The sequence below is a fragment of the Halomonas sp. 707B3 genome, from assembly GCF_024158645.1.
Taxonomy (GTDB): Bacteria; Pseudomonadota; Gammaproteobacteria; order Pseudomonadales; family Halomonadaceae; genus Vreelandella; species Vreelandella lionensis.
Map to the genome: position 1 here is coordinate 1 of NZ_JAMZBE010000065.1, position 20102 is coordinate 20102.

The 20102-nt window shown below is 54.0% G+C and carries 20 protein-coding genes; 10 read left to right on the forward strand and 10 right to left on the reverse strand.

The features are described 5' to 3' along the window. From BIS10_RS10230 to BIS10_RS10245, 4 genes are all read right to left on the reverse strand, one after another. Positions 1-415 (reverse strand): metallophosphoesterase (locus tag BIS10_RS10230; RefSeq protein WP_253504983.1); only part of this gene is annotated, 415 nt, incomplete at its 3' end. A gap of 27 nt (positions 416-442) precedes the next feature. Beyond that, entirely contained in the window at positions 443-889 is a 447-nt protein-coding gene (locus BIS10_RS10235) for a DUF1249 domain-containing protein (RefSeq protein ID WP_062361248.1), read from the reverse strand. 9 nt (positions 890-898) lie between these two features. Beyond that, a complete protein-coding gene (locus BIS10_RS10240) occupies positions 899-1549 on the reverse strand; it encodes an NUDIX domain-containing protein (RefSeq protein WP_253504986.1) in 651 nt (216 codons plus the stop codon). A gap of 110 nt (positions 1550-1659) precedes the next feature. Beyond that, positions 1660-2304: a TRAP transporter TatT component family protein gene (locus tag BIS10_RS10245; RefSeq protein ID WP_253504989.1), complete on the reverse strand. Its 645-nt coding sequence runs from the start codon at positions 2302-2304 to the stop codon at positions 1660-1662. A gap of 184 nt (positions 2305-2488) precedes the next feature. Between BIS10_RS10245 and greB the strand changes: the two genes are divergently transcribed. After that, on the forward strand, positions 2489-3037 hold the full coding sequence (gene greB, locus BIS10_RS10250) for a transcription elongation factor GreB (protein WP_253504992.1): 549 nt from the start codon (positions 2489-2491) through the stop codon (positions 3035-3037). Between the two features lie 35 nt (positions 3038-3072). Here greB and BIS10_RS10255 read toward each other — a convergent pair whose 3' ends face one another. From BIS10_RS10255 to BIS10_RS10265, 3 genes are all read right to left on the reverse strand, one after another. After that, positions 3073-3801: an SIMPL domain-containing protein gene (locus tag BIS10_RS10255; RefSeq protein ID WP_253504995.1), complete on the reverse strand. Its 729-nt coding sequence runs from the start codon at positions 3799-3801 to the stop codon at positions 3073-3075. Positions 3802-3864: 63 nt separating this feature from the next. Then, positions 3865-4854 (reverse strand): class I SAM-dependent methyltransferase, encoded by a 990-nt coding sequence (locus BIS10_RS10260; protein ID WP_253504999.1) that lies wholly within the window; start codon positions 4852-4854, stop codon positions 3865-3867. After that, entirely contained in the window at positions 4851-5669 is an 819-nt protein-coding gene (locus tag BIS10_RS10265) for a methyltransferase domain-containing protein (protein ID WP_253505002.1), read from the reverse strand. Before BIS10_RS10265 ends, BIS10_RS10260 begins: the two co-directional genes overlap by 4 nt. Before the next feature lie 207 nt (positions 5670-5876). On the opposite strand from BIS10_RS10265, the gene BIS10_RS10270 reads away from it, so the two are divergent. From BIS10_RS10270 to BIS10_RS10285, 4 genes are read left to right on the forward strand one after another with little or no spacing between them, the layout of a single operon-like run. Then, positions 5877-6911: a LacI family DNA-binding transcriptional regulator gene (locus BIS10_RS10270; RefSeq protein WP_253505005.1), complete on the forward strand. Its 1035-nt coding sequence runs from the start codon at positions 5877-5879 to the stop codon at positions 6909-6911. Positions 6912-6951: 40 nt separating this feature from the next. Next, positions 6952-7929, forward strand: coding sequence for a sugar kinase (locus tag BIS10_RS10275; protein WP_253505008.1), 978 nt, complete (start codon positions 6952-6954; stop codon positions 7927-7929). A 33-nt stretch (positions 7930-7962) separates the two neighbouring features. Beyond that, complete coding sequence (locus BIS10_RS10280) at positions 7963-8937, forward strand: D-glycerate dehydrogenase (protein ID WP_253505011.1); 975 nt, start codon at positions 7963-7965, stop codon at positions 8935-8937. Continuing rightward, positions 8934-9620, forward strand: coding sequence for an HAD family phosphatase (locus BIS10_RS10285; protein ID WP_253505013.1), 687 nt, complete (start codon positions 8934-8936; stop codon positions 9618-9620). The genes BIS10_RS10280 and BIS10_RS10285 overlap by 4 nt, the downstream gene beginning before the upstream one ends. Positions 9621-9888: 268 nt before the next feature. Here the strand turns inward: BIS10_RS10285 and BIS10_RS10290 are convergent, their stop codons facing one another. Further along, positions 9889-11562, reverse strand: coding sequence for a PAS domain-containing methyl-accepting chemotaxis protein (locus BIS10_RS10290; RefSeq protein ID WP_253505017.1), 1674 nt, complete (start codon positions 11560-11562; stop codon positions 9889-9891). 318 nt (positions 11563-11880) lie between these two features. Here BIS10_RS10290 and BIS10_RS10295 point away from each other — a divergent pair, with 318 nt between their 5' ends. The 4 genes from BIS10_RS10295 to BIS10_RS10310 all read left to right on the forward strand — a co-directional run bounded on the left by BIS10_RS10295 (position 11881) and on the right by BIS10_RS10310 (position 15004). Next, positions 11881-12210 carry a four-helix bundle copper-binding protein gene (locus BIS10_RS10295; RefSeq protein WP_253505020.1) on the forward strand — a complete coding sequence of 110 codons (330 nt, stop codon included), beginning with the start codon at positions 11881-11883 and terminating at the stop codon, positions 12208-12210. A 191-nt stretch (positions 12211-12401) separates the two neighbouring features. Further along, positions 12402-13031 (forward strand): ABC transporter substrate-binding protein, encoded by a 630-nt coding sequence (locus BIS10_RS10300; RefSeq protein WP_253505023.1) that lies wholly within the window; start codon positions 12402-12404, stop codon positions 13029-13031. Next, the gene (locus BIS10_RS10305; RefSeq protein ID WP_253505027.1) at positions 13028-13984 is read left to right on the forward strand and encodes a cation transporter; all 957 of its coding nucleotides are present in this window, start codon (positions 13028-13030) and stop codon (positions 13982-13984) included. The genes BIS10_RS10300 and BIS10_RS10305 overlap by 4 nt, the downstream gene beginning before the upstream one ends. Before the next feature lie 9 nt (positions 13985-13993). Continuing rightward, positions 13994-15004: a potassium channel family protein gene (locus tag BIS10_RS10310; RefSeq protein ID WP_083023450.1), complete on the forward strand. Its 1011-nt coding sequence runs from the start codon at positions 13994-13996 to the stop codon at positions 15002-15004. 8 nt (positions 15005-15012) lie between these two features. Here BIS10_RS10310 and BIS10_RS10315 read toward each other — a convergent pair whose 3' ends face one another. Both BIS10_RS10315 and BIS10_RS10320 read right to left on the reverse strand, forming a co-directional pair. Beyond that, positions 15013-16776 carry a diguanylate cyclase gene (locus BIS10_RS10315; RefSeq protein WP_253505030.1) on the reverse strand — a complete coding sequence of 588 codons (1764 nt, stop codon included), beginning with the start codon at positions 16774-16776 and terminating at the stop codon, positions 15013-15015. A gap of 179 nt (positions 16777-16955) precedes the next feature. Beyond that, a complete protein-coding gene (locus tag BIS10_RS10320; protein ID WP_253505033.1) occupies positions 16956-17192 on the reverse strand; it encodes a DUF333 domain-containing protein in 237 nt (78 codons plus the stop codon). A gap of 209 nt (positions 17193-17401) precedes the next feature. On the opposite strand from BIS10_RS10320, the gene BIS10_RS10325 reads away from it, so the two are divergent. After that, positions 17402-20008: a PAS domain-containing protein gene (locus BIS10_RS10325; protein WP_253505035.1), complete on the forward strand. Its 2607-nt coding sequence runs from the start codon at positions 17402-17404 to the stop codon at positions 20006-20008. Positions 20009-20102 lie beyond the last annotated feature (94 nt).

Genomic DNA, 20102 nt, shown 5'->3' on the forward strand with positions numbered 1-20102 from the left:
CAATAAGAGTTGGCCGGTCGTCTTGCTCGAGCCGTTCTGCCAAAGCGCTCAAGGCCTCACTCCCCAGCTCGCCGTGGGGTTTGCCCACTACCTGGGTGTTGAGCAGCAGTAAGCGCCATTGCTCCAAGTCCACTTCCTCTAGCAGCGGATGTTCGGCGGCCATCAGCTCTGGCTGGTCATGGTTGCCAGCAATCCAGAACCACGGGCATGGCAGCGCCGAAAGCGCCTCGCAAGCAAGGGCGTAGGAAGCGGCGGTTTCATCCTGACTGATATCACCCGTGAACACGACGACATCGGGTCGTTCAGTAATCACAGCCTCCAGCACACGCTGAAACTGCTGCCAGGGAATTCCCGCCCGGGAGCGTGCCTGCTTATCGGCATAAAGATGGGAATCAGTGATTTGAATCAGCCTCATGACAGTAGCTCCATTAACAACATTCCATCAACGCAATTCGGGCATGTCCACGGCATGGCCGTGGGCCAGCCCGTGGGCCAACCACTCACCCAGGAAGCAGTTGAGCTGCAGCTTTTCATCCGGCTGGTGCATGCGGGCATTGGGGTAGCGATAGCGGCCGCTAAAATGGCGCTCGCGTTGGAAGTCGATCACTTCCGCCATACGCACATCATGGTAGAGATGTACGCGCATGCGCGGGCCTTCGATCACTGCGTCCAGCGGCCCGCTCTGGGTCACTTCTACCAGGGTGGTATAGGGCGCTTCCTGCAGTATCGCTAAATGCAGGTCACCAAAGTGCTGATGGTCGCTGCGTAGTGCGATATCACGGCGCTGACCGCTCTCCATATCCCCTACTAGGCGCAGAAGGCGCAGATAGTTGGCGCTGCATTCGCCCTGCAGAGTTTTTAAATCGGTGACGTAGGCGGCTCTTGCCATGATGACTCCTTACTGGGTTCGCTTGGTATCCTTGTTGAAAAGCGCTGCTCGTTGAGAGGCAGCACGCAATGATGCCCGCTGCCCTGCCAACCAGTGCAGCCCAATCAAACACATGGCGTTGTCGAGTCTTCCCTGCTCTAGGAGTTCCCAAGCGTTGGTAAACGTTACAATGTGCACGCGGATATCTTCGTGCTCATCTTCGACCCCATACACACCGCCTAAGCCGTGAGTATCCACCAACCCGCAAAAGAGCGTCACACGTTCGTTGCAGGCACCCGGGCTTGGGTAGTAGGTATGCAGCTTGGTTAATTGCCCCACTTGGCAACCCGCTTCTTCCATGGCTTCTCGACGGGCTACGTCTTCCAGGGATTCATCCTTATCTGCCAAGCCTGCCACGAGTTCTAATTTCCAGGGGGAGGTCGGGTCGTCAATTGCCCCAGCGCGAAACTGTTCGATGAGTACCAGGGCATCACGGGGCGGGTCGTACAGTAGCACACCCACTGCATCGAAACGGTTATGCACTTCTCGGCGCATAGTAGCGCTCCAGCCGCCTTCAAACAGCCGGTGGCGCAACTCCAGGGCTTCTAGGCGAAAAAAACCTTGATAAAGGGTATCGCGTTGGATGAGTTCGACATCATCACGACCAAGCGTAGGGCCCATACGGCACTCCCGATGATAACAATCGAACTATTATCAATGCTGTTCACCGGGAATGCCAATGCGGTGCTTAACCGCGTACTTCAACTGGGGAGTTTTAACTCACGGCTGCTTTAAAGCTGGTTCATTAGCGTTTGCGCATCTCGGCGTAGCGCTTCATCTGACACTTGGCGATTCTCTCGGGCCGTGCCGTTCACCGCGCGCTGGGCATGCTCCCGTGCCGCCTGAGTATTGCCCTCTTCTTTTAAAAACGCCGCGTAGTAGTAGTTCACGTCGATGCCGTCGGGGCGAAGCTCAAGCGCGCGCTGGAACATGCGCTCGGCAGTATCGCTGTTACCAAATCCCAGCGGGCGACCTGGGGCACGGTCATATAATGCGCCCAGCGTGACATAGGCCGAGCCGTTGCCACCGGTGGGGTCAATCTCAATGGCACGCTCCAGCACATCACGAGCGTCACCGGCCGTACCCAAAGCCCCCAAACCGCCGCGCTCGCGGGCGTAAGAGGCCAGCACAATGCCCTGCCAAATCAGCACCTCGGCTTCATTAGGATGCTGGCTTGCTAGCTGTTCGGCTTCGCTGGCGAGCGCTTTTAGCGTCTCTTCCCGTTGGTTGGCAGGCATCTCCGTTACCGTGTGCTCCCAGCGGTTTTTCAGCGAGAAGACTTCCCCTTCAAATGCTGAGGCGTTGAGAGGTGCCAGAGCCAGCGTACTGCCAAAGGCTGCGGCGATTAATAGGCGGGAAAATGGAATAGCGCGCATAGTCACTCCAGGTTTGTTGTTGTAACGGCTGTATTTATAAGCCTCTTCAAGCCAAGCATCGGCTTACCTAGTCAATGTAACGAACGTTTGAATGATTCGCCAGAGAATCGCGTCTTTGTTATACAACGTTCCCATACCGTAAGCTTATACCTTCCGGGAGAGCCCTTTAGGAGAGCATTCACCCATGAAAGGTCGCAACATGACCCGCTGGCGGGATCCGGCCAAAGATCCTCGCCAAGAGCCTAAAAGCAATTTGATTACTGCAGAAGGTGCCGCCCGTCTGCGCGGCATTTTGGATCACCTTTCGCGGGTAAAACGCCCGGAGCTATCAGCGAAAGTGGGCGAAGCCGCTGCCCTTGGCGACCGCAGCGAAAACGCGGATTACACCTATAACAAGAAAGAGCTAAACCGTGTCATTGCCCGCATCCGCTATTTAACCAAACGGCTTGATGAACTGCAGGTGGTGGATCGTCTGCCCGCCAATACCGACAAGATCTTTTTTGGCGCGTACGTAAGCTTGGAGGATGAAGAGGGAGAAGCCCTGCAGCTTCGGATCGTGGGCCATGATGAGCTCGATACCCAAAAGCGCTGGATTAGCATCGATGCTCCCATGGCGAAGGCGCTGCTGGGCAAAGAGGTCGATGACGACGTTACGGTGCTCACCCCCAATGGCGAAACGTTTTACACCGTGACAGCCATTCACTATGGCAAACCTGCCACCCAATCAACGTGATCAGCCGCAAAGGGCCGTGATGCTGAGCGATAGAGCTACTCTTCTAGTGCGTAATCGATCGTAGTCACAACGCGGATGCGCTTAATATGGGGCGTATAGCTATCCAAATCATCGATGGAGAAGTAGCCCTGGGTTGCTTGACGAATACCACCGACGCCGCTGCCAGAATCTTCCGCAAACTGCTGGGCGGCATTACGAGCATCGGCGGTGGCTTCGGCGATCATTTCCGGCTTGATGGCATCCAGGCCGGTAAACAGGAACTCAGTGCGATACTCATAGCTGGGCGAGAGCAGCACACCTTGGCGCACCAGTGCGGTGGCTTCAGGTACGGCAGCGATCACCCCACTCACGTTATCGGTGCGCAGTAGCAGCGTGGCTTCCGCTCGATAGCGCTCATCGGGGCGCTCGCCTCCGTAGGTTTGACTGAACTGGTCGGTAATACGGGGCGGCGTAACGCTAACCTGTGCGGCTTCAAAACCACGCGCTTCCAAAAATTCGCGAATGAGCTGCTCGTGTTGGGATAGCTGCCCCTCAAGATCTGAAAGCGAATTAGCATTGACCGTGTAGTTCAGCGGCCACAGCACCATATCCGCTTCAACCTGCCGCTCCGCCAATCCACGAACGGTGACGCTTCTTGAGGACTGCTGCCACACTTCAGCAGCACTCTTTAGATAGCTACCACTCCACACCAAGCCGAGCGCTAATAGCCCGCCCAGTAATAAAGCGCTGCCTAACACCGCCACGTTACGACCACTGCTTGTCATCGTCTTTCCCTCGCCATCAAAAGCTCTCTCTTCGCAGCATAGTTGCAAAATTACTGCATGAGGCTATTTGAAGGCACGGTAAACTCGAAAACGGCGGTTATCAGACAGCGTCTCAAACTCACCCAAGGCGCGCTGCAACCGCTCGGGGTAAGGCAGGAACGCATTGGCTACCAGAATGAGCTGCCCTTTTGCGCAAAGGTGCTCAGCCGCTTCGTCGATCAAACGTGTGCTAGGCCCATAGCTGATATCACGCTCCTGATGAAACGGCGGGTTGCTAATAATCACATCAAACCGCTCACCCTCCAGCGCGGAGTAAACGTCGCTCTCCAGCACCGTGCCTTTCAGCTCATTTTCATGAAGGGTGCGGCGGCAGGCTTCGGCGGCGAAGGCGCTGACATCGACAGCCGTGACCACATGGCCACGTTTAGCCAGCCAGGCGCTGATAATGCCGTCGCCACAGCCCATATCCAGCACTTTCAGCGTTTTTTTCGGTAGTGCTTCTTCTAGGGCTTGCAGCAGTAGCTGCGTTCCTTCGTCGACTTTGCCATGGCCAAACACGCCAGGATGGCTCACTAAGCGCATATCCAGGGCATCAAAGGTTTGCCAGGCACTATCGGGCGCTTCCCTTTTCACCGTGCGGGTGGCAAACAGCGAGCAGCGGCGGGCGTTATCGAGCTTGTCACAGCTCATGCCCAGCTCGTCCAGCATCTTGGGAACACGTTTGATGCCCCCTTGGTGCTCACCGACGATATCGAGCGGCGTATTGTCAGGCAGCACGTGGCAAAGCCACTCAAGCCACCATTTGCCTAGCTGGTGGGCTTTGGGCCAGAACAGCACCACCTGCCCGTCGGGTAGGTAGTCGAACGGCTCGAAAGGGCTAACGGCTAGGCGCCCGCTGGCCTGCCACTGCTGCCGCAGAGCGACGTTGTCGCTCACCATCGCGGTGGAGTGGGTCAGTAGCCATGTATCTTCCGGGGGCGCGACAGGCCATAACCGGGCGGCCTGCCCATAGTAACGTTCAAGCAGTTGGCAGGCGGGCAGTTGTGCACTCATACATCAGCCTCAGGTTTGGTAACGGTATAAAGTAAATAGCGGCCTAAGCGCCAATGAGGGTCTTGCTGGCAGTACTGCTTTTCAAGCGCCAGCAGTGTTGCTTGATCGCTTGCCTTCTCTGGGGCCTGGCGCACGTAATCCTGAAAAATACGGATACCCGCAACGCTCTCGATATGTAAGCCGTTCTGGCCCACCCACTGGCAAATCTCATCATGGGTAACTGGGGAGATCGGCGTTAAGCGCTGGCGCTTGCCCTTGCCTTCTAACTGGTCACTCAAGGCTTTTTGATAGTTGCCCTTCACCACGTTAGAAAAGCGCAGCGCGTCGCGGTTAAACACCATCAGGCTGAGTTGACCACCAGGCGCCAGCAGCGTTGCCAGGGTTTGCAGCGCTTGCTCAGGATGGCCCAACCACTCCAATACCGCGTGGCAGGTGATCAGCGGCCAGGGGCCGGGGGCTTGGCTCGTCAGCGCCTGTAGAGGAGCTTCCACATAGCGAAGCTGCCCCGGAGGCCACACCGCAGCGGCCTCTTGCTGAGCGTGCCACGCCTTAGCGTGGGCCAGCATATCGTGGGAAGGCTCTGCCATGCTGACAGTGTGCCCGCGTGCCGCGAACCAACCGGAGAGCTGCCCCAACCCACCACCGACATCCAGCACGGGCTGGGCCTTTAAGTGCAACATTTGCGGCAGAAGATAATCCAGCATCGCGAGGCGCAGCTCGCCCCGGGGTGCTTGGTAGAGCGAGCGAGAGAACTTATCTGCCAAGCCATCAAAGTAGCGGTCGCCAGCGTCGGTTAATTCGTAGGTCGGGTGCATGCATGTAGGCCTGAATGATCACAACGAGCGCAATATCAAAGCCGCGTAGTTTACCTTGCTTGTATCGTTAACGCTCGCCAAGCCATACCCATCAGGCAGCGAGGTGGCGGATCCTTCACTCGGTCTATTGCCTTTCTTGCCAGGAGTGCTTAGTGTAAAAATCAAAATGGGAACGTTACCATTACAAAAAGAGCCATCAAATCACCTATGCCGCCTACTACTCGCGCTACGCTAATCGAAGTCGCCAATGTAGCGAATACCTCAAAAACGAGCGTTTCCCGCTACTTTGGGCCGGAACGTCACAAGCTCTCGCCTGCACTTCAAGCGCGCATCAAGCAGGCCGCTGATGCTCTTCACTATCAGCCCAATTTAATGGCACGCGGCCTAAAAGGTGGCGGGTCCCGGCTTTTGGGTATGCTAGTAGCCGATATACGCAACCCGTTTTCCGTGGCCATCGTCCACGGTGTCGAGGTGGCGGCACGTAAACACGGCTATGCACTGATTGTCTGCAATACGGATAACGACCCCAACCTAGAGCAACGCCATTTGGCTTCTCTAGCGGCCTACCAGGTAGAGGGGCTGGTTGTAAACGCAGCGGGACAACCTCAACAACTACTGCAAACCATTATGCGCAGTGGTTTACCGCTGGTATTGATCGACCGTGAAGTAGGCGAAATCAGCGCCCCGGTGATTGGCCTTGATAATGCGCTTGCCATTGATATGGCACTCAACCACCTATGCCATCAGGGCTATCGCTGCGTGCTTTACGTTAGTGAGGCCCCAGAGCAAGCCAGCGCCCGTCAAGAACGCCTGCAACGCTTCCAGCAGCAAAGCGCCTCGTTAGGGTTGGATAGCGCCATATTAACTAGCCTTGAAGAGCAAAAAGCAATCCCGGCACTCCGCGACTTTATCCAAAAAAACCGGGGGGTCCCCTGTGCCGTGCTGTGTGCCAATGGCAATGCCACGCTTGCCATGACGCGCTGCTTTCAACATTTAGAGGTCGCCATGGGAGAGGTGGGTTTGATAGGCATAGATGAGCTCGACTGGTGCGAACTGGTACCCCCCGGCATCACTACTCTCGCCCAGCCAACCGATGCAATCGGCAGCGCGGCCGTCACTTACCTACTCCATCAAACCCTCCCTTCCAAGGCCGCGAAGGAAGTGCAGCACCATCACCCGCCAGTACTTATTCCACGGGGCAGCACTCAGTTGATAGACCCCTCTGCTCACTTGTCACCCTAATAACGATACCGCCACTATCAAATAAGTTTTGAGGCTACTAATGACACACTCTGTTTCTTCACCCAGCGTACTTACTTTTGGCGAAGCCATGGCAATGTTTGTGGCAAACACCACAGGCACCCTGGCGGATATTGAGCATTTTCAGCGCCGTTTGGCGGGTGCGGATAATAACGTCGCGATTGGCCTTGCTCGGCTGGGTTTTCATGTCAGTTGGTTAAGCCGGGTAGGCAACGACGGTTTTGGTCAGTTTATTCGCCAAGCGCTGGAAGCCGAAGGTATCGATGGCCGACATATCCATACCGACTCTCAGCACCCTACTGGCCTGCTATTCAAAGAGCGCGCCAGCGGAGGAGCCGACCCAAAAGTTACCTATTTCAGGCGCGGCAGCGCCGCCAGCCATCTTTCTCCTAACGATGCCGACGGCGTAGATTTCGATGCACTCCGGCATGTCCATGCCACCGGCATCACACCCGCCCTTTCAGACAGCGCCTGCCAGCTAACCCGTCATATCATGGAGCAGGCGCGCCTTCGGGGAGCCACGATCTCCTTTGACCCGAATCTTCGCCCTTCCCTATGGCCCAGTGAGACGAAGATGCGCGACACGCTTAATGAACTTGCCTCACTAGCGGACTGGGTACTTCCCGGGTTATCGGAAGGCCAGTTACTCACTGGTCAGAAAACGCCCTACGACATAGCAGGCTACTATCTGGATCAAGGCGCTTCAGCGGTCATCATCAAGCTTGGGCCAGAAGGCAGCTACTACCGCGGTACCCTAGCCGGCCAGGAGGAAAGCATTACCGTTGAGGGCTGCCATGTAGCGGAAGTGGTGGATACCGTAGGCGCAGGCGATGGCTTCGCGGTGGGTGTTATTAGTGCGCTGCTCGACGGCTGCTCGGCCCGCCAAGCCGCCCAACGGGGCAATCTGATTGGAGCGCAAGCCATTCAAGTGATTGGCGATATGGAAGGCCTCCCCCACCGCCCGCAACTTCAAGCGCTAGAGGCAGAACAGACCTTTTAATACCAGCGGCTTACATCACCCAAGGAGATAACAATGAAAAAACGCCTGATCGTGCAAGGCCAACTCAGTGACGCTCAGTTAGCCACCCTAGAGCATCTATTCGAAGTCACCCAGCTATCTAAAGCGATGTCGCTGGACGCTCCCGACAATCGCCACTACCTAGCAGAAGCCCATGGCATTATCGGTTCTGGCCTTGCGATTACCCCCGAATTACTGGATGCAGCGCCCAAGCTTGAAGTCATCTCGACTATATCGGTGGGTTACGACAACATCCCTGTCGATGAACTGACCCGTCGCGGTATCATGCTGTGCAACACACCCGATGTACTCACCGAAACCACCGCTGATACTGGCTTTACACTGATTATGGCCACCGCAAGGCGGGTCGTTGAGTTAGCAGAGTGGGTCAAGGCCGATCAGTGGCAGGCCAGTGTTGGCCCCGCGCTATATGGCAGCGATGTGCATGGCAAAACGCTGGGCATGGTGGGATTTGGCCGCATAGGGCAGGCCGTTGCCAAGCGCGGCGCTCTAGGTTTTGGCATGAAGATACTCTACTCCAACGCTTCACCCAAGCCCGCAATAGAACAACAACTCGGAGCTACGCGCCGTGAACTGGATGAATTACTGGCCGAGTCTGATTTTATCTGCGTTACCGTCCCGCTGACCGCCGAGACTGAACGGCTGATCGGTGCCCAACAGTTCGCGCTGATGAAGCGCTCCGCTATCTTTATCAATATTGCCCGTGGCAAGGTGGTTGATGAAAGCGCCTTGATCAATGCCCTAGAAAACGGGGTGATCAAAGCCGCAGGCCTGGATGTCTTTGAGCATGAACCGCTCTCCGCTTCATCGCCACTGCCTCACATGCCTAATGTGGTCGCCCTCCCTCACATCGGCTCCGCCACCCATGAAACCCGCGAGGCCATGGCCCAGCGTGCGGTCGATAACATCCGTTTGGCACTACAGGGGGAGCCGCCGATCAGCCTTGTGAACGAAGAGGTGAATCAATGAGTTCAGGCCACAGCACACCCTCGCACTTCTGCCTTCTATTCGACTGCGACGGCACCCTAGTGGATAGCGAAATACTTCTTGCTGACGTAATGGGTGAGATCTTCCCCGAGTTTGGCCTGCCCTTCTCGGCACAGCAGTATATGGAGGAGTTTCGTGGCGTGCGCTTCCATACCATCGTTCACACGTTGGAGCATCGTTTCCACAAGTTAACAGAGGAAGCGCTTACCCAGCTTGAGGCAGGAATGCGGACTCGTATGGAAGCACGCATGCGCGCCGAGCTGGTGGCCATCCCAGGCATACCGGATGCGCTCGCGCAGTTAAAGAGCTACCCCAAAGCGGTGGTGTCCAACGGCCCTGAGCGCAAAATCCGCTGCGCGCTAGAAAGCACACAGCTGGAAGACCACTTTCAAGGCCAGTTATTCAGCGCTTACACCCTCAATGTCTGGAAGCCAGACCCAGAGTTGTATCGTAAAGCAGCGGCTGCCATGGGCTTTGCCCCACAGCACTGCATTGTCATTGATGATGCGGCGGTGGGTGTAGAAGCAGGCTTGGCAGCGGGTATGCAGGTTATCCACCTCAACCACTTTCCCAACGAAGAGAGCACGCCCGAGGGCGCGGTGGGTATCCACCACGCCCACGAGCTGCCAGCGGTCATTGCGGGGCTAATGGAATCAAGCCGTTAACTGTCGCACCGCCAGCTCTACACCACGTAGTTCAGCTAAGCCGCGCATACGCCCGTAAAGTGGGTAGCCGATAGACATTCTGAACGCCGAAATTGATCGGGCGGTTGGACTCTTGGGTTACGACCGGCTCGATCAGTTAACAGAAACGTGCCTAGTAAAGAAAGAGCGTTAAACGCCCGCTTACTGGCTTGAACCATTGGCACAATAAGTACTAACACCAACACCCACGGCAGCGCTTACACCGCCGTGGGTGGCGGTCAGGGCGGGCTTAGAATTGCTCCCACTCTTCAGTCGCCGCTTTATTCCGGGGCAGCGCTTTCACCGTTGTCCTTTCATCCCGCTGCTCTGGGGGGTGACCCAACGCCACTGGCGGCAGCTCCCCGCTCCGGGATGTTCTAAAGGCATTCACGCTGTTGGTTAATGCGGCAGCTTCGCCACTTAACGTATCTGCCACGCGGCGGTAACTCTCCATATCCGATGCGCTAGCCTGAGTCGTGCTGTCAATCTCAGCAATGGCTAGGCCAATTTGCGCAACACCGTCGCTCTGTTCTCTAGCCGCTCGGCTAATCTCTTCCATTAAGTCGTTCACGCGCTGGCTGGCATTGCGGATACGCTGGGTGGCCGCCTGGGTTTCCCGGGTATGGGCCACGCTGGTTATAACACTTTGATTGGTATCCACAATCATGCGCTGCACTTCTTTGGCGGCTTCGGCCGTTTGATTAGAGAGTTTACGCACCTCTTGGGCAACAACGGCAAATCCTCGCCCATGCTCGCCCGCGCGAGCCGCTTCTACGGAAGCGTTTAGCGCTAATATATTGGTTTGGAACGCAATCGCATCAATCGTCTGCACCATATGCTTCATACGCTCAGACTGCTTGGTGAGCGTTTCCATGGCATGAACCAGTTCATCGGTCAAATGCGATGCGGTGCTTACTTCCGCCAGATTGGTATCTGCAGCCTTACTGGCGAGTTGCGCATTTGAAGCGCTCTGGCGCACCGTACTTGAGATTTCCTCCATGCTGGCCGCCGTTTGCTGCACAGCGGATGCTTGCTGCTCAAGACGGTTCGCCATATTGGTATTGTTACTAAGAATATGGTTTACCACCGGCCCTATGGCCTCCATATTGCGCTGGATATCGCTTGCCGTAGAGAGCAGAGAACGGCGCATAAGCTGTAGTGCGCCCAACGTTTGGCGCATCGCCTTGCTGCGTGACGAAGGAATCACCATGTTGAGATTGCCGGCAGCGAGTTGCAGCGCAATATCCTTAATGGCACCCAGGGAGCGCTCAAGCCCACCTAGTAGCAGTATGTTCACGGTCCAAATGAGAGTACCCAGCCCTACCGCCATCCCCCCTAGCTGCCAATTCGACATAGAAAAGCGCTGGTTGATGAACAGACCAGTCCCCAGCAACAGCATACTCGCAAAAGTAGCCAGTAAGATGCGTGCCTTAACACCATTCCAGTTCACGGTTGGCAGTTTGCCACGGATACCACGGCGCTTTAAGTGGCCACGTTTCAGGTAGTAAGGGCAGCTTTTTTCGCGCATTTGGCGATAGATCTGCTCAAAATAGCGGGTCTTCTGCTCACTTGCGTAGGAACGTAACGAGGCATACCCCTGCAGCTCTCCATTGTCCACCACAGGGACAACATTGGCGTGAACCCAGTAGTGGTCGCCATTTTTACGCCGGTTTTTAACATACCCCTGCCATGAGAGTCCTTCGCGCAGTGTCGACCACATATCCTGGTAAACCTCCGGAGGCATATCCAGGTGGCGCACCACGTTATGGGGCTCGTTCATTAGTTCTTCGATGGAAAAACCACTTACCTCAATAAACCGGGGGTTCGCGTAGGTGATATACCCATTGACATCCGTACGAGAAATCAAAAAATCGTCTGGATTAATGGGGTAGTTAATTTGTGATACATAGCCGTTATTGCGCATGGCAACCCCTACTTATCGAGCTCATAGCAGCCCACCACCTGGGCCTTTCGGGTTTACTATGATTTAAAAAACCATAGAAGTAACCCTTCCTCCCTGCGTTGTGACATTTATTGACATTCTATCTTCCACTGCTTAACGAACCTGTATATCCCCAAACATACAAACATGAAGGAAAATGGTTATAAGAAAAGACGTTAAACAAGATTAAAAAATGCCCTCTGCACAGCAGACACAAACAGCATGAGCTACGATTAAAAAACAAAGCAGCACTCAATATTTCACTGTTAGCTTTGATAGCTATTCAAAAGGAGTATCAAGATGGATTTTGGAAACTTTAAAGAGAAAATCGAAGCTTGCCACATCTGTGCCGCTTATTGTGACAAATGCGCCACCCAGTGCCTTCAAGAAGAGGATGTCCAAAAAATGGCCGAGTGCATTCGCATGGATATTCAATGCGCTCAAATCTGCCGTTTAGCAGCCTCTTATATGGCGCAAGATAGCGAGTATGCCAAAGACATTTGCCAACTCTGTGCTGACATTTGTCAAAAGTGCGCAGATGAGTGCGCCAAGCATAGCACTGACCATTGCCAAGAGTGCGCTAATGCCTGCCAACAATGCGCAAATGCGTGCGCCAGCATTGCCGCCTAACGTTATTGAACAGCCATGCTGTTATCAGCATGGCTGTTAACTATGAGTACTGTTTCAATCAAGAGCTTTACGCAGCTGTGAAAAAATTTTTATCCACCCTTAAAGTTGGCAGAACTTATACATTATGGCTGTGCCTATTTATTTCTTTAACATTATTAGGCTGCCGTTACCCTAAAAATATTGAGCGGGATATGAGCAGTATCGAAGGAGGCACGCTCTATATTGGCGTGACTGAAAACCCGCCATGGATAATTCGACAGGATCAACAGCCCCGGGGTTTAGAAGCAGACTTGCTTAATGCATTTGCAGACACACTCAATGCTACCGTTGAGTGGCAATGGGGCAGTGAGAATGAGCTTCTCCAAGCACTAAAACATCACCAGTTAGATATTGTTGCGGGAGGGCTAACAAGTAACACGCGAATTAGTCAATTAGCTGCTGCTACCCGCCCCTTTTACACCACCCAGCACACACTTGGTTTTAAGGCAGAAGAGACGCAAACGCAGCGCGCTTCTCCTCCTCCCCTTCAGCAAAGCGACGTAGCGCTACCGCGCCTCAATACGGTTTATCAAGCAATTGAAGAGCTAGGCGCCACCCCCGTGATTAGCGCCAATCCAGAGCGTACCCAAGGTTGGGTAGCAGGCCCCACTTGGTGGCTGAAAGCCCATGGTTTTACAGTTACCAGCCACACTTTAGCAAAAGAGAAGCATGTAATGGCCCTTCCCAAAGGGGAAAATGCGCTGATGCTCGCCCTCCAGCGCCATTTGCACCAGTCGGGTAGCCTGGAAACGCACCTACAGCGCTTGGAGGCAGCCCAATGAAGGTGCGTCAGCCTTACCGCATGCCCCCTGAAAAAAAGCGCCAGCTCAATTACTTGATTAAGTTAGAGTGGTGGAACCTGGGCTTCCGGGTGTCGATTGTTTTAGTGCTGAGCATGGTATTGGGCAGCAGCCAAGCGATGAAGGCTGCCTGGATCGAAGATATTCTCTCATTAATCCCGCCCATCGCTTTTTTAGTGGCAATGCACTTTCGCAACCGCCCGCCCAACACAACATTCCCCTACGGTTATCAACGCGCCACGGTGATTGCTTTTCTGTGTGCCGCCACCGCCCTTAGCCTAATGGGCAGCCTGCTGCTGCTTGACTCAATAATGAAGCTGATCAGCCAAGAGCACCCAACGGTTGGGGCTGTCACTCTCTTTAACCATACATTCTGGATGGGCTGGCTAATGATTGCGGCGCTCATTTATAGTGTTATCCCACCGATGATTATTGGCCATCTACAAACCAAAGCGGCAATTCAGGTGCATGAAAAAACCGTTTACGTAGACGGCAAAATGAGCAAAGCGGACTGGATGACTGGCCTAGCCGCGATTATTGGCATTGTGGGAATAGGCGCTGGTTTTTGGTGGGCCGATGCATTGGCAGCGGCGATTATTGCCATTGATGTCACAAAAGATGGTGTCGTAAATTTAAAAGAAGCCGTTGGCGACTTATTAGATCGTCGGCCCCGCTTTACCTCAGAAGTAAAACCCGAACATCTGGCAGAAACCCTAGAAACAGAGCTAAAACAGTACAGCTGGGTAGAGAATGCTGCGGTTCGTCTACGGGAAGAGGGGCATGTATTTAGCGGCGAAGCTTTTATCACCCCCCGCGACACACACCGCCTCAGTGAGAATTTAGCCACTGCGCATGCTATGTTAAATCATTACGATTGGAGAATTTACGAAGTGGTGGTTAGCGTAACCGATGCCCCCGCAGCCCACCCCGCATAGGAATGCACAATGATAGGTCACCCATGGATAGGCGTGCTCGGCATACTGCTCATCGCGCTAGCAAACTACGACGCGGTAAAAACCACGCTATCGGCCTCCCACTCAGGCCCTGTCACCAACCGCTTAATTAGCCAAGTATGGGCGCTACTGCTCGCAATACACCAACGCAAACAGTGCCATAGGCTACTGTCCGGCGTGGGGCCTTGGTTAACGGTAGGGTTAATCGTTGTCTGGCTAATACTCGCCCTAACCGGCTGGTGGCTGCTGTTTTGTAGCACCACAGATGCCGTCGTGAACGCAACGACCAAGGTGCCAGCCAACCTCATTGAGCGCCTGTATTATACCGGCTACACACTAACCACACTGGGTTACGGCGACTATGTACCAGGAAGTGACTCTTGGCGTATGGCACCTACCCTGGCAGCCGCGAATGGCTTTTTTCTGTTCACGCTCACTATTACGTATATGCTGAGCATTGTTTCCAATGTCACTGAAAAACGCCATGTGGCGCTATCCATCCATGCGCTTGGGGAGAGCCCTTACCACATTCTTCATGCAACCCACGGCAATGGAAGATACACCGGGCTAGGTCAACAACTGCAACCTCTACAGCAGTCGATCAGTAAGTTAGGCCAGCAACATCTTGCTTACCCCATCCTGCACTACTATCACGACCCCAGTAGCCAAAAGTCTCTGCCTCTAGCGCTGGCTCGGCTTTACCAAGCCCTGGTGATTGCCCGAGCTGCCTGCCCAGATATGGATAATGTCACCAAACAGCAGCTCACCACGGGCATCACAACACTGGAAAACTTTATCGCCACGTTGGGCAACGCGTTTATTACCCCATTTACTACCATGCCCGATACTCCATCACTTGAAGCGTATAGCAGGCTGCCAGGTATTACGGCTAGCCCACATGATCTTCATCACTATCTGGATGTTGACCAGCAGCGAGTGCTTGCCGCCTATATCCATAAAGATGGCTGGCAGTGGCAATCCGTTTGGCAAACGGATTCGTAATCCTGTAGTTAGTCGCTATGGATGGGTGGGTGGCACTCACACACCATGCAGCGATCACGACCACTATTTTTAGCTTTATAGAGGGCTTCGTCGGCCAATTTAAGCAGCTTTTTAGGATCCTTTGTGTGGTCAGGATACGTGGCGACACCACAGGAGAGGGTAATAAACCCTAACGATTTCTGGTGATAAGTGAGAGGCTTTACACGCAGTTCCGCCATTAGGGACTGGGCTCTCGCTTCAGCATTTACCGTTTCCGTTTCAGGCAACAGCGCCACAAACTCTTCACCGCCTAGGCGGCAAACAGTATCGCTGCCCCGAAAGTGCTGCCTTAATAGAGCTGCCACCTCAACTAATACCGCATCACCTACGTCATGCCCGTAGCAGTCATTAACCTTCTTGAAGTGATCAATATCAATCATCAATAGAGAAAGCGGGTGCCCTGTGCGCTGCGCACGGCTCACCTCTTGGTTAAGCAGCGTGTCAAAGTGGCGGCGATTATGCAGCCCGGTCAGGGCATCCTGAATAGATAACCCCTTTAGCTGCTCTACCAAGCAATCTAACTGAGCGGTCCGGGCGGCAACCTGCGCTTCCAGGGTTTGGTTTGCCGATGCCAACTGCCGCTGTGTATGACGGTAATGCCATAAAGAGATGGCAACGATCGCCAACGAAAACCCTAATATGGCATAGCTCAACGGAATATCTCGCTGAGCTATCAACCCATGGGCCACCAGCATGTCAGCGAGAATCAGCGGAGCAAACAACAAAAAGCTAAGCACCAACAATCGCTGCTCTAACTGTAAACGGCGCACGTGAAACAGTGCTAATAACAGCATGCAAGGCAGCGTTATCAACAACAGCGCATCGAAGATGGGGAACGTCAGCGCGAGGTTAATAGACTCCAAATGGACCAAGCCGATAGCGGTAACCATGTAGGCCAGATGAAGCTGCCAAAGACGTGCTATCCATTTTTTGGGAGCACCCTCCAACCAATGGCTAAGTAGTAGACCCATCGCAATAGGCAGTGTGAAGTAGCTTGTCGCCCTTACCATATCCCACGCTAACGGAGCATCAGCAACTAGTTGGCGTACGGGCGTTTCTGCAAGAAGCATCAAACCAGACGCAAAGGCAAACAGCGCTATCGCCCCAAACCCTCGGCGCTCCGGGCCAATGAGCGTGAAAATAGCCGCCAACGCTGCCAGTAGCAGACTAAAAGCACCAATCGCCAAGTCTTGTACCGACCCTTGAAGCATTTTCTGAAAAGCGTCAACGCGATCAATGACCTCTACGTCACCCCACAAACCGATGCTGGTATAGTCAGAATAAATACGTAGCGATAGCTGTTTACCGGCAAACCCAGCAGGTAACGCAACCAAGTGCCAAGGCCACCCGATAAACCGAGGGTGATCAACATTGCCATGCTCATAAATCAGCGTGTTATCTAGATAAATCTGCCCGATCAAATTAATGCTGGTGATATGCAGCACGGGGTCATGCCAGCTTCCTTCTGGCAAGACTGTTCTCAGCCATACTGTGTGCTGGCCTTCTCGCCCAGGCGGATTAGAGGGAGATTCAATGGCATGCCACCCGCTCTCCTCTCTCAACCATACCGGCTCCCCCTGCTGGTCCAAGGGAGAATCGCCCCAACGGTACTCCCAACCTATTATCGGGCTCGGCGGATCGTTTGCCTGGCCACTACTCGGGGCAGCCAGCCCTATCAGACAGGCAGCAAGCCAGCCGAACCGGTAACGCAAAACGCTGTTGAAGATCCCCATAGATAGTTTCTCGGCCTGCTAGCGGCTAGATTGCCCTTACGTTTTGGCCTAACGCCCGGCATATCCACCCTTGAGCCATGGGGAGATGATCAACAGGCCATAAGCCCTACCGCTTCCATTGTTAATGACAATTAAGTTATACGCTGGATGACACGCGAGTGGCACGACTTTGTTAAGCGCTAGTCATTATCCAATCGCTCAGATCGATACAGCTGCCACTCGTTTTCTACCCGCCCATCAGGAAGGCGGCAGTAGCGCCCTGTGCCCAGGCTATTTTTGCGCGTCACCCTCTCCCCACCCAAGCTTTCGCAATAATTGGCAGCGGCAGTCTGCATGCTTGGTGCCGCATGATGACGGTCACCTGGGTTACTCACACAACCCGCCAGCGCTAGCAACACCATAAACATCCCATACATCACTGCGCCCCCCCTTGCTTCTCCAGCCATACCCAAACGGATTAGGTATCGCGCCAAGTGCACCTTAGGTAAATCACTCCCCATCATAGTCAACTTAGCGAATGCCGGTAGCTAGCCACGGTAAAAATAGTACTAAGTTCATGCAGCAATCATCGATACGTATTGCCAGACGATTAGGAATCTGATATTCGACGCGTAAGAAACACTGTATGACTCGTACTTCCGCCACACTGAAGAGCATTAGCGCTATGGCGGTGATGAGAATGCTCAAATACTCTCCACGCTTGGCGATACACAAGCGCAGCTCATTCGATGGTTACCTAATGAAAACGGCCCTGATTGCAGAGAATGATGTCGTACGGCAGAGCGTGTTTGCAGGCACTACGCTCTTTAACGATGGCATCGATGCGCGCTTTGACCGCATGACACGGCTGGCTCAGCAAACCTTTAATGCCCCCTTTGCATTGGTTTCTCTTATCGATCATGAACGGCTGCTGCTTAAATCCCGCCAGGGGTTAGACATACAAGAAATAGCGCTGGAGCACTCGTTCTGCAGAGTCGCTATTCTCGACAGCGTCCCCTTAATTGTGGAAGACACCCTAAACGACGAGCGCTTTTCCGCTATTCCCCTTGTTAAAAAGGCTCCACATATACGCTTTTATGCAGGGGCCCCATTGCACACCGCCTCGGGCCAACGCGTGGGCGCGCTATGCCTAATGGATAGCCAACCCAGGAGCTTTACCGACGCGCAAATGGCCATGCTGTGTGATATGGCCGGGATGGTGGAAGAACTCATCCAAACCGATATTGGCAACCGCGAGTCGCAAACAGAGCTAGCCACCGCGCTAAGGAAGAGCGAACGCCGTGCCCGGCTGGTCATTGAGGGCACCCGAGTTGGGACATGGCAGTGGAACGTACAAACTGGCGAAACCGTGTTTAATGAGCGCTGGGCAAGCATCGTGGGTTACACCCTGGAAGAGTTATCACCTACCTCCATCGAGACGTGGTTAAGCCTGGCCCACCCAGATGACCTAGCCACTTCCGAAGCATTGTTAAAAGCACACTTTGCCGGTGAAACGGAAAGCTACGACTGTAAAGCCAGGATGCGCCACAAATTAGGCCACTGGGTGTGGGTACACGACAGAGGACAAGTCTTCGACCGAACGCCAGAAGGCGAACCGCTGCTTATGTACGGCACCCATGCCGATATTACCGACGAAGTGGCCGCCCAACAGGCCCTGCAAGCTAGCCGAGACGAGCTTGCCTCGCTCTTAAGCAATATGCCGGGAGTGACCTACCGCTGCCTGCCCGATGAAAAGTGGACGATGCTCTACATCAGCGGCCAAATTGACCGCATTAGCGGCTACCCCGCCGGTGACTTGCTTGGCAATACACGTATTAGCTACGCCGACCTGATTCACCCTGATGATGCCCCCTTCATTGATGAAGCGATAGCCAAGGCGAAGCGCTTAAATGAAAGCTGGCATTTGGAGTATCGAATTTGCCACCGAGACGGCACTTGGCGCTGGGTAGAAGAACGGGGCAACTGGGTAGCGGGTGATACAAAGCACCCCAAAATCATGGAAGGCTTTATCGTCGATATCACACGCGAGCATGAAGCCCGAACCCAGCTCCGTAGCCACCACGACGCGCTCCTGTTACTTAACGATATCGCCTTCAACCCTTTTGAAACGCTAGACGCCAAGATTCAGCACGCCCTTCTTAAAGCAAAACAGTACCTGGGATTAGACCTGGCCATTCTTAGCCAAATTGAAGGGGACGTTTATACCGTGCGCTGGGTCGATGCAGAGGTAGACGCAGGCATACACGCCGGGCAACGCTTCACCCTCGGCCACACTTGGTGCCAGCTGCTATTCAGCGGCGAACGCAAAGAGCTCTTTATTGCTAATGTACCCAAAAGCGAATTTTATTCTCACCCCTGCTATCAAGCCATTCCGCTGGGGGCTTATGTCGGTATTGTGATTGAAGCGGAAGGCCAAGTATTCGGCACACTGAACTTTTCCGCAGCGCATACTCGGTCAGCCGCGTTTGATGAAAGCGAAACCTTGTTCCTAAGGCTGCTGGCCCGCTGGCTATCCGATACGCTTGCCAATAGCTTAAGCAATGAGCGAATTACCAAGCTGATGGCACAGCTACCAGGCATTATCTACCAATACCGCCTATTTCCCGACGGCAGAGCCATATTCCCTTTTAGTTCGCCCCAAATACAGGATTTATACGGGTTAACATCCCAGCAGGCTGCCAGTGATGCAACCCCATTATTCAAGCTAATCCATCCTGATGACTTGGAACACGTCGCCGCGACTATTGCCCACTCAGCCAACACACTGGAAGATTGGCATGCCGTTTATCGGGTAAGCACTAACGATGGCACCTACCGCTGGATTGCCGGACAAGCAAGGCCTGAGAAGCTCACCGACGGCAGCACTCTCTGGCACGGCTATTTGCATGATATTCATGATCAAGAACTAGCCCGCCAAGCACTAAAGCGCAACGAAAGCCGCCTCCGTGGCCTGTTTGAATTTGCGCCCATTGGTATTGCGCTAAATGACCTAGAGACCGGGCAGTTTATCGACTTAAACGATGCCCTTACACGCCCCTCTGGCTACAGTCGCGAAGAGTTTGTAAAGCTCAGCAATTGGGATCTCACACCCAAGGAGTACCAAGCAGAAGAAGAGAAAGCACTCGCTCGCCTACGCACTAATGGGAAATATGGCCCCTTTGAGAAGGAGTACATTCGTAAAAATGGGAGCCGCTACCCGGTGCGCCTACAGGGCATGTTAAGCCAAGTGTAGTGGTCAAGTAAAACTGGCCACCGCTTTATAGTTAACCCAGTACTTTTCCTCTGCCTGGTTCGGACTCATAGCACCGTTATGCTGGTGAGGCCTA

Coding starts and splice junctions, on each gene's coding strand:
- BIS10_RS10285 (WP_253505013.1), top strand. CDS start 8,934: ATGAGTTCAGGCCACAGCACACCCTCGCACTTCTGCCTTCTATTCGAC.
- BIS10_RS10300 (WP_253505023.1), top strand. CDS start 12,402: ATGAGCAGTATCGAAGGAGGCACGCTCTATATTGGCGTGACTGAAAAC.
- BIS10_RS10270 (WP_253505005.1), top strand. CDS start 5,877: ATGCCGCCTACTACTCGCGCTACGCTAATCGAAGTCGCCAATGTAGCG.
- BIS10_RS10325 (WP_253505035.1), top strand. CDS start 17,402: ATGACTCGTACTTCCGCCACACTGAAGAGCATTAGCGCTATGGCGGTG.
- BIS10_RS10245 (WP_253504989.1), bottom strand. CDS start 2,304: ATGCGCGCTATTCCATTTTCCCGCCTATTAATCGCCGCAGCCTTTGGC.
- BIS10_RS10275 (WP_253505008.1), top strand. CDS start 6,952: ATGACACACTCTGTTTCTTCACCCAGCGTACTTACTTTTGGCGAAGCC.
- BIS10_RS10305 (WP_253505027.1), top strand. CDS start 13,028: ATGAAGGTGCGTCAGCCTTACCGCATGCCCCCTGAAAAAAAGCGCCAG.
- BIS10_RS10240 (WP_253504986.1), bottom strand. CDS start 1,549: ATGGGCCCTACGCTTGGTCGTGATGATGTCGAACTCATCCAACGCGAT.
- BIS10_RS10265 (WP_253505002.1), bottom strand. CDS start 5,669: ATGCACCCGACCTACGAATTAACCGACGCTGGCGACCGCTACTTTGAT.
- BIS10_RS10290 (WP_253505017.1), bottom strand. CDS start 11,562: ATGCGCAATAACGGCTATGTATCACAAATTAACTACCCCATTAATCCA.
- greB (WP_253504992.1), top strand. CDS start 2,489: ATGAAAGGTCGCAACATGACCCGCTGGCGGGATCCGGCCAAAGATCCT.
- BIS10_RS10310 (WP_083023450.1), top strand. CDS start 13,994: ATGATAGGTCACCCATGGATAGGCGTGCTCGGCATACTGCTCATCGCG.
- BIS10_RS10255 (WP_253504995.1), bottom strand. CDS start 3,801: ATGACAAGCAGTGGTCGTAACGTGGCGGTGTTAGGCAGCGCTTTATTA.
- BIS10_RS10295 (WP_253505020.1), top strand. CDS start 11,881: ATGGATTTTGGAAACTTTAAAGAGAAAATCGAAGCTTGCCACATCTGT.
- BIS10_RS10280 (WP_253505011.1), top strand. CDS start 7,963: ATGAAAAAACGCCTGATCGTGCAAGGCCAACTCAGTGACGCTCAGTTA.
- BIS10_RS10320 (WP_253505033.1), bottom strand. CDS start 17,192: ATGTATGGGATGTTTATGGTGTTGCTAGCGCTGGCGGGTTGTGTGAGT.
- BIS10_RS10260 (WP_253504999.1), bottom strand. CDS start 4,854: ATGAGTGCACAACTGCCCGCCTGCCAACTGCTTGAACGTTACTATGGG.
- BIS10_RS10235 (WP_062361248.1), bottom strand. CDS start 889: ATGGCAAGAGCCGCCTACGTCACCGATTTAAAAACTCTGCAGGGCGAA.
- BIS10_RS10315 (WP_253505030.1), bottom strand. CDS start 16,776: ATGGGGATCTTCAACAGCGTTTTGCGTTACCGGTTCGGCTGGCTTGCT.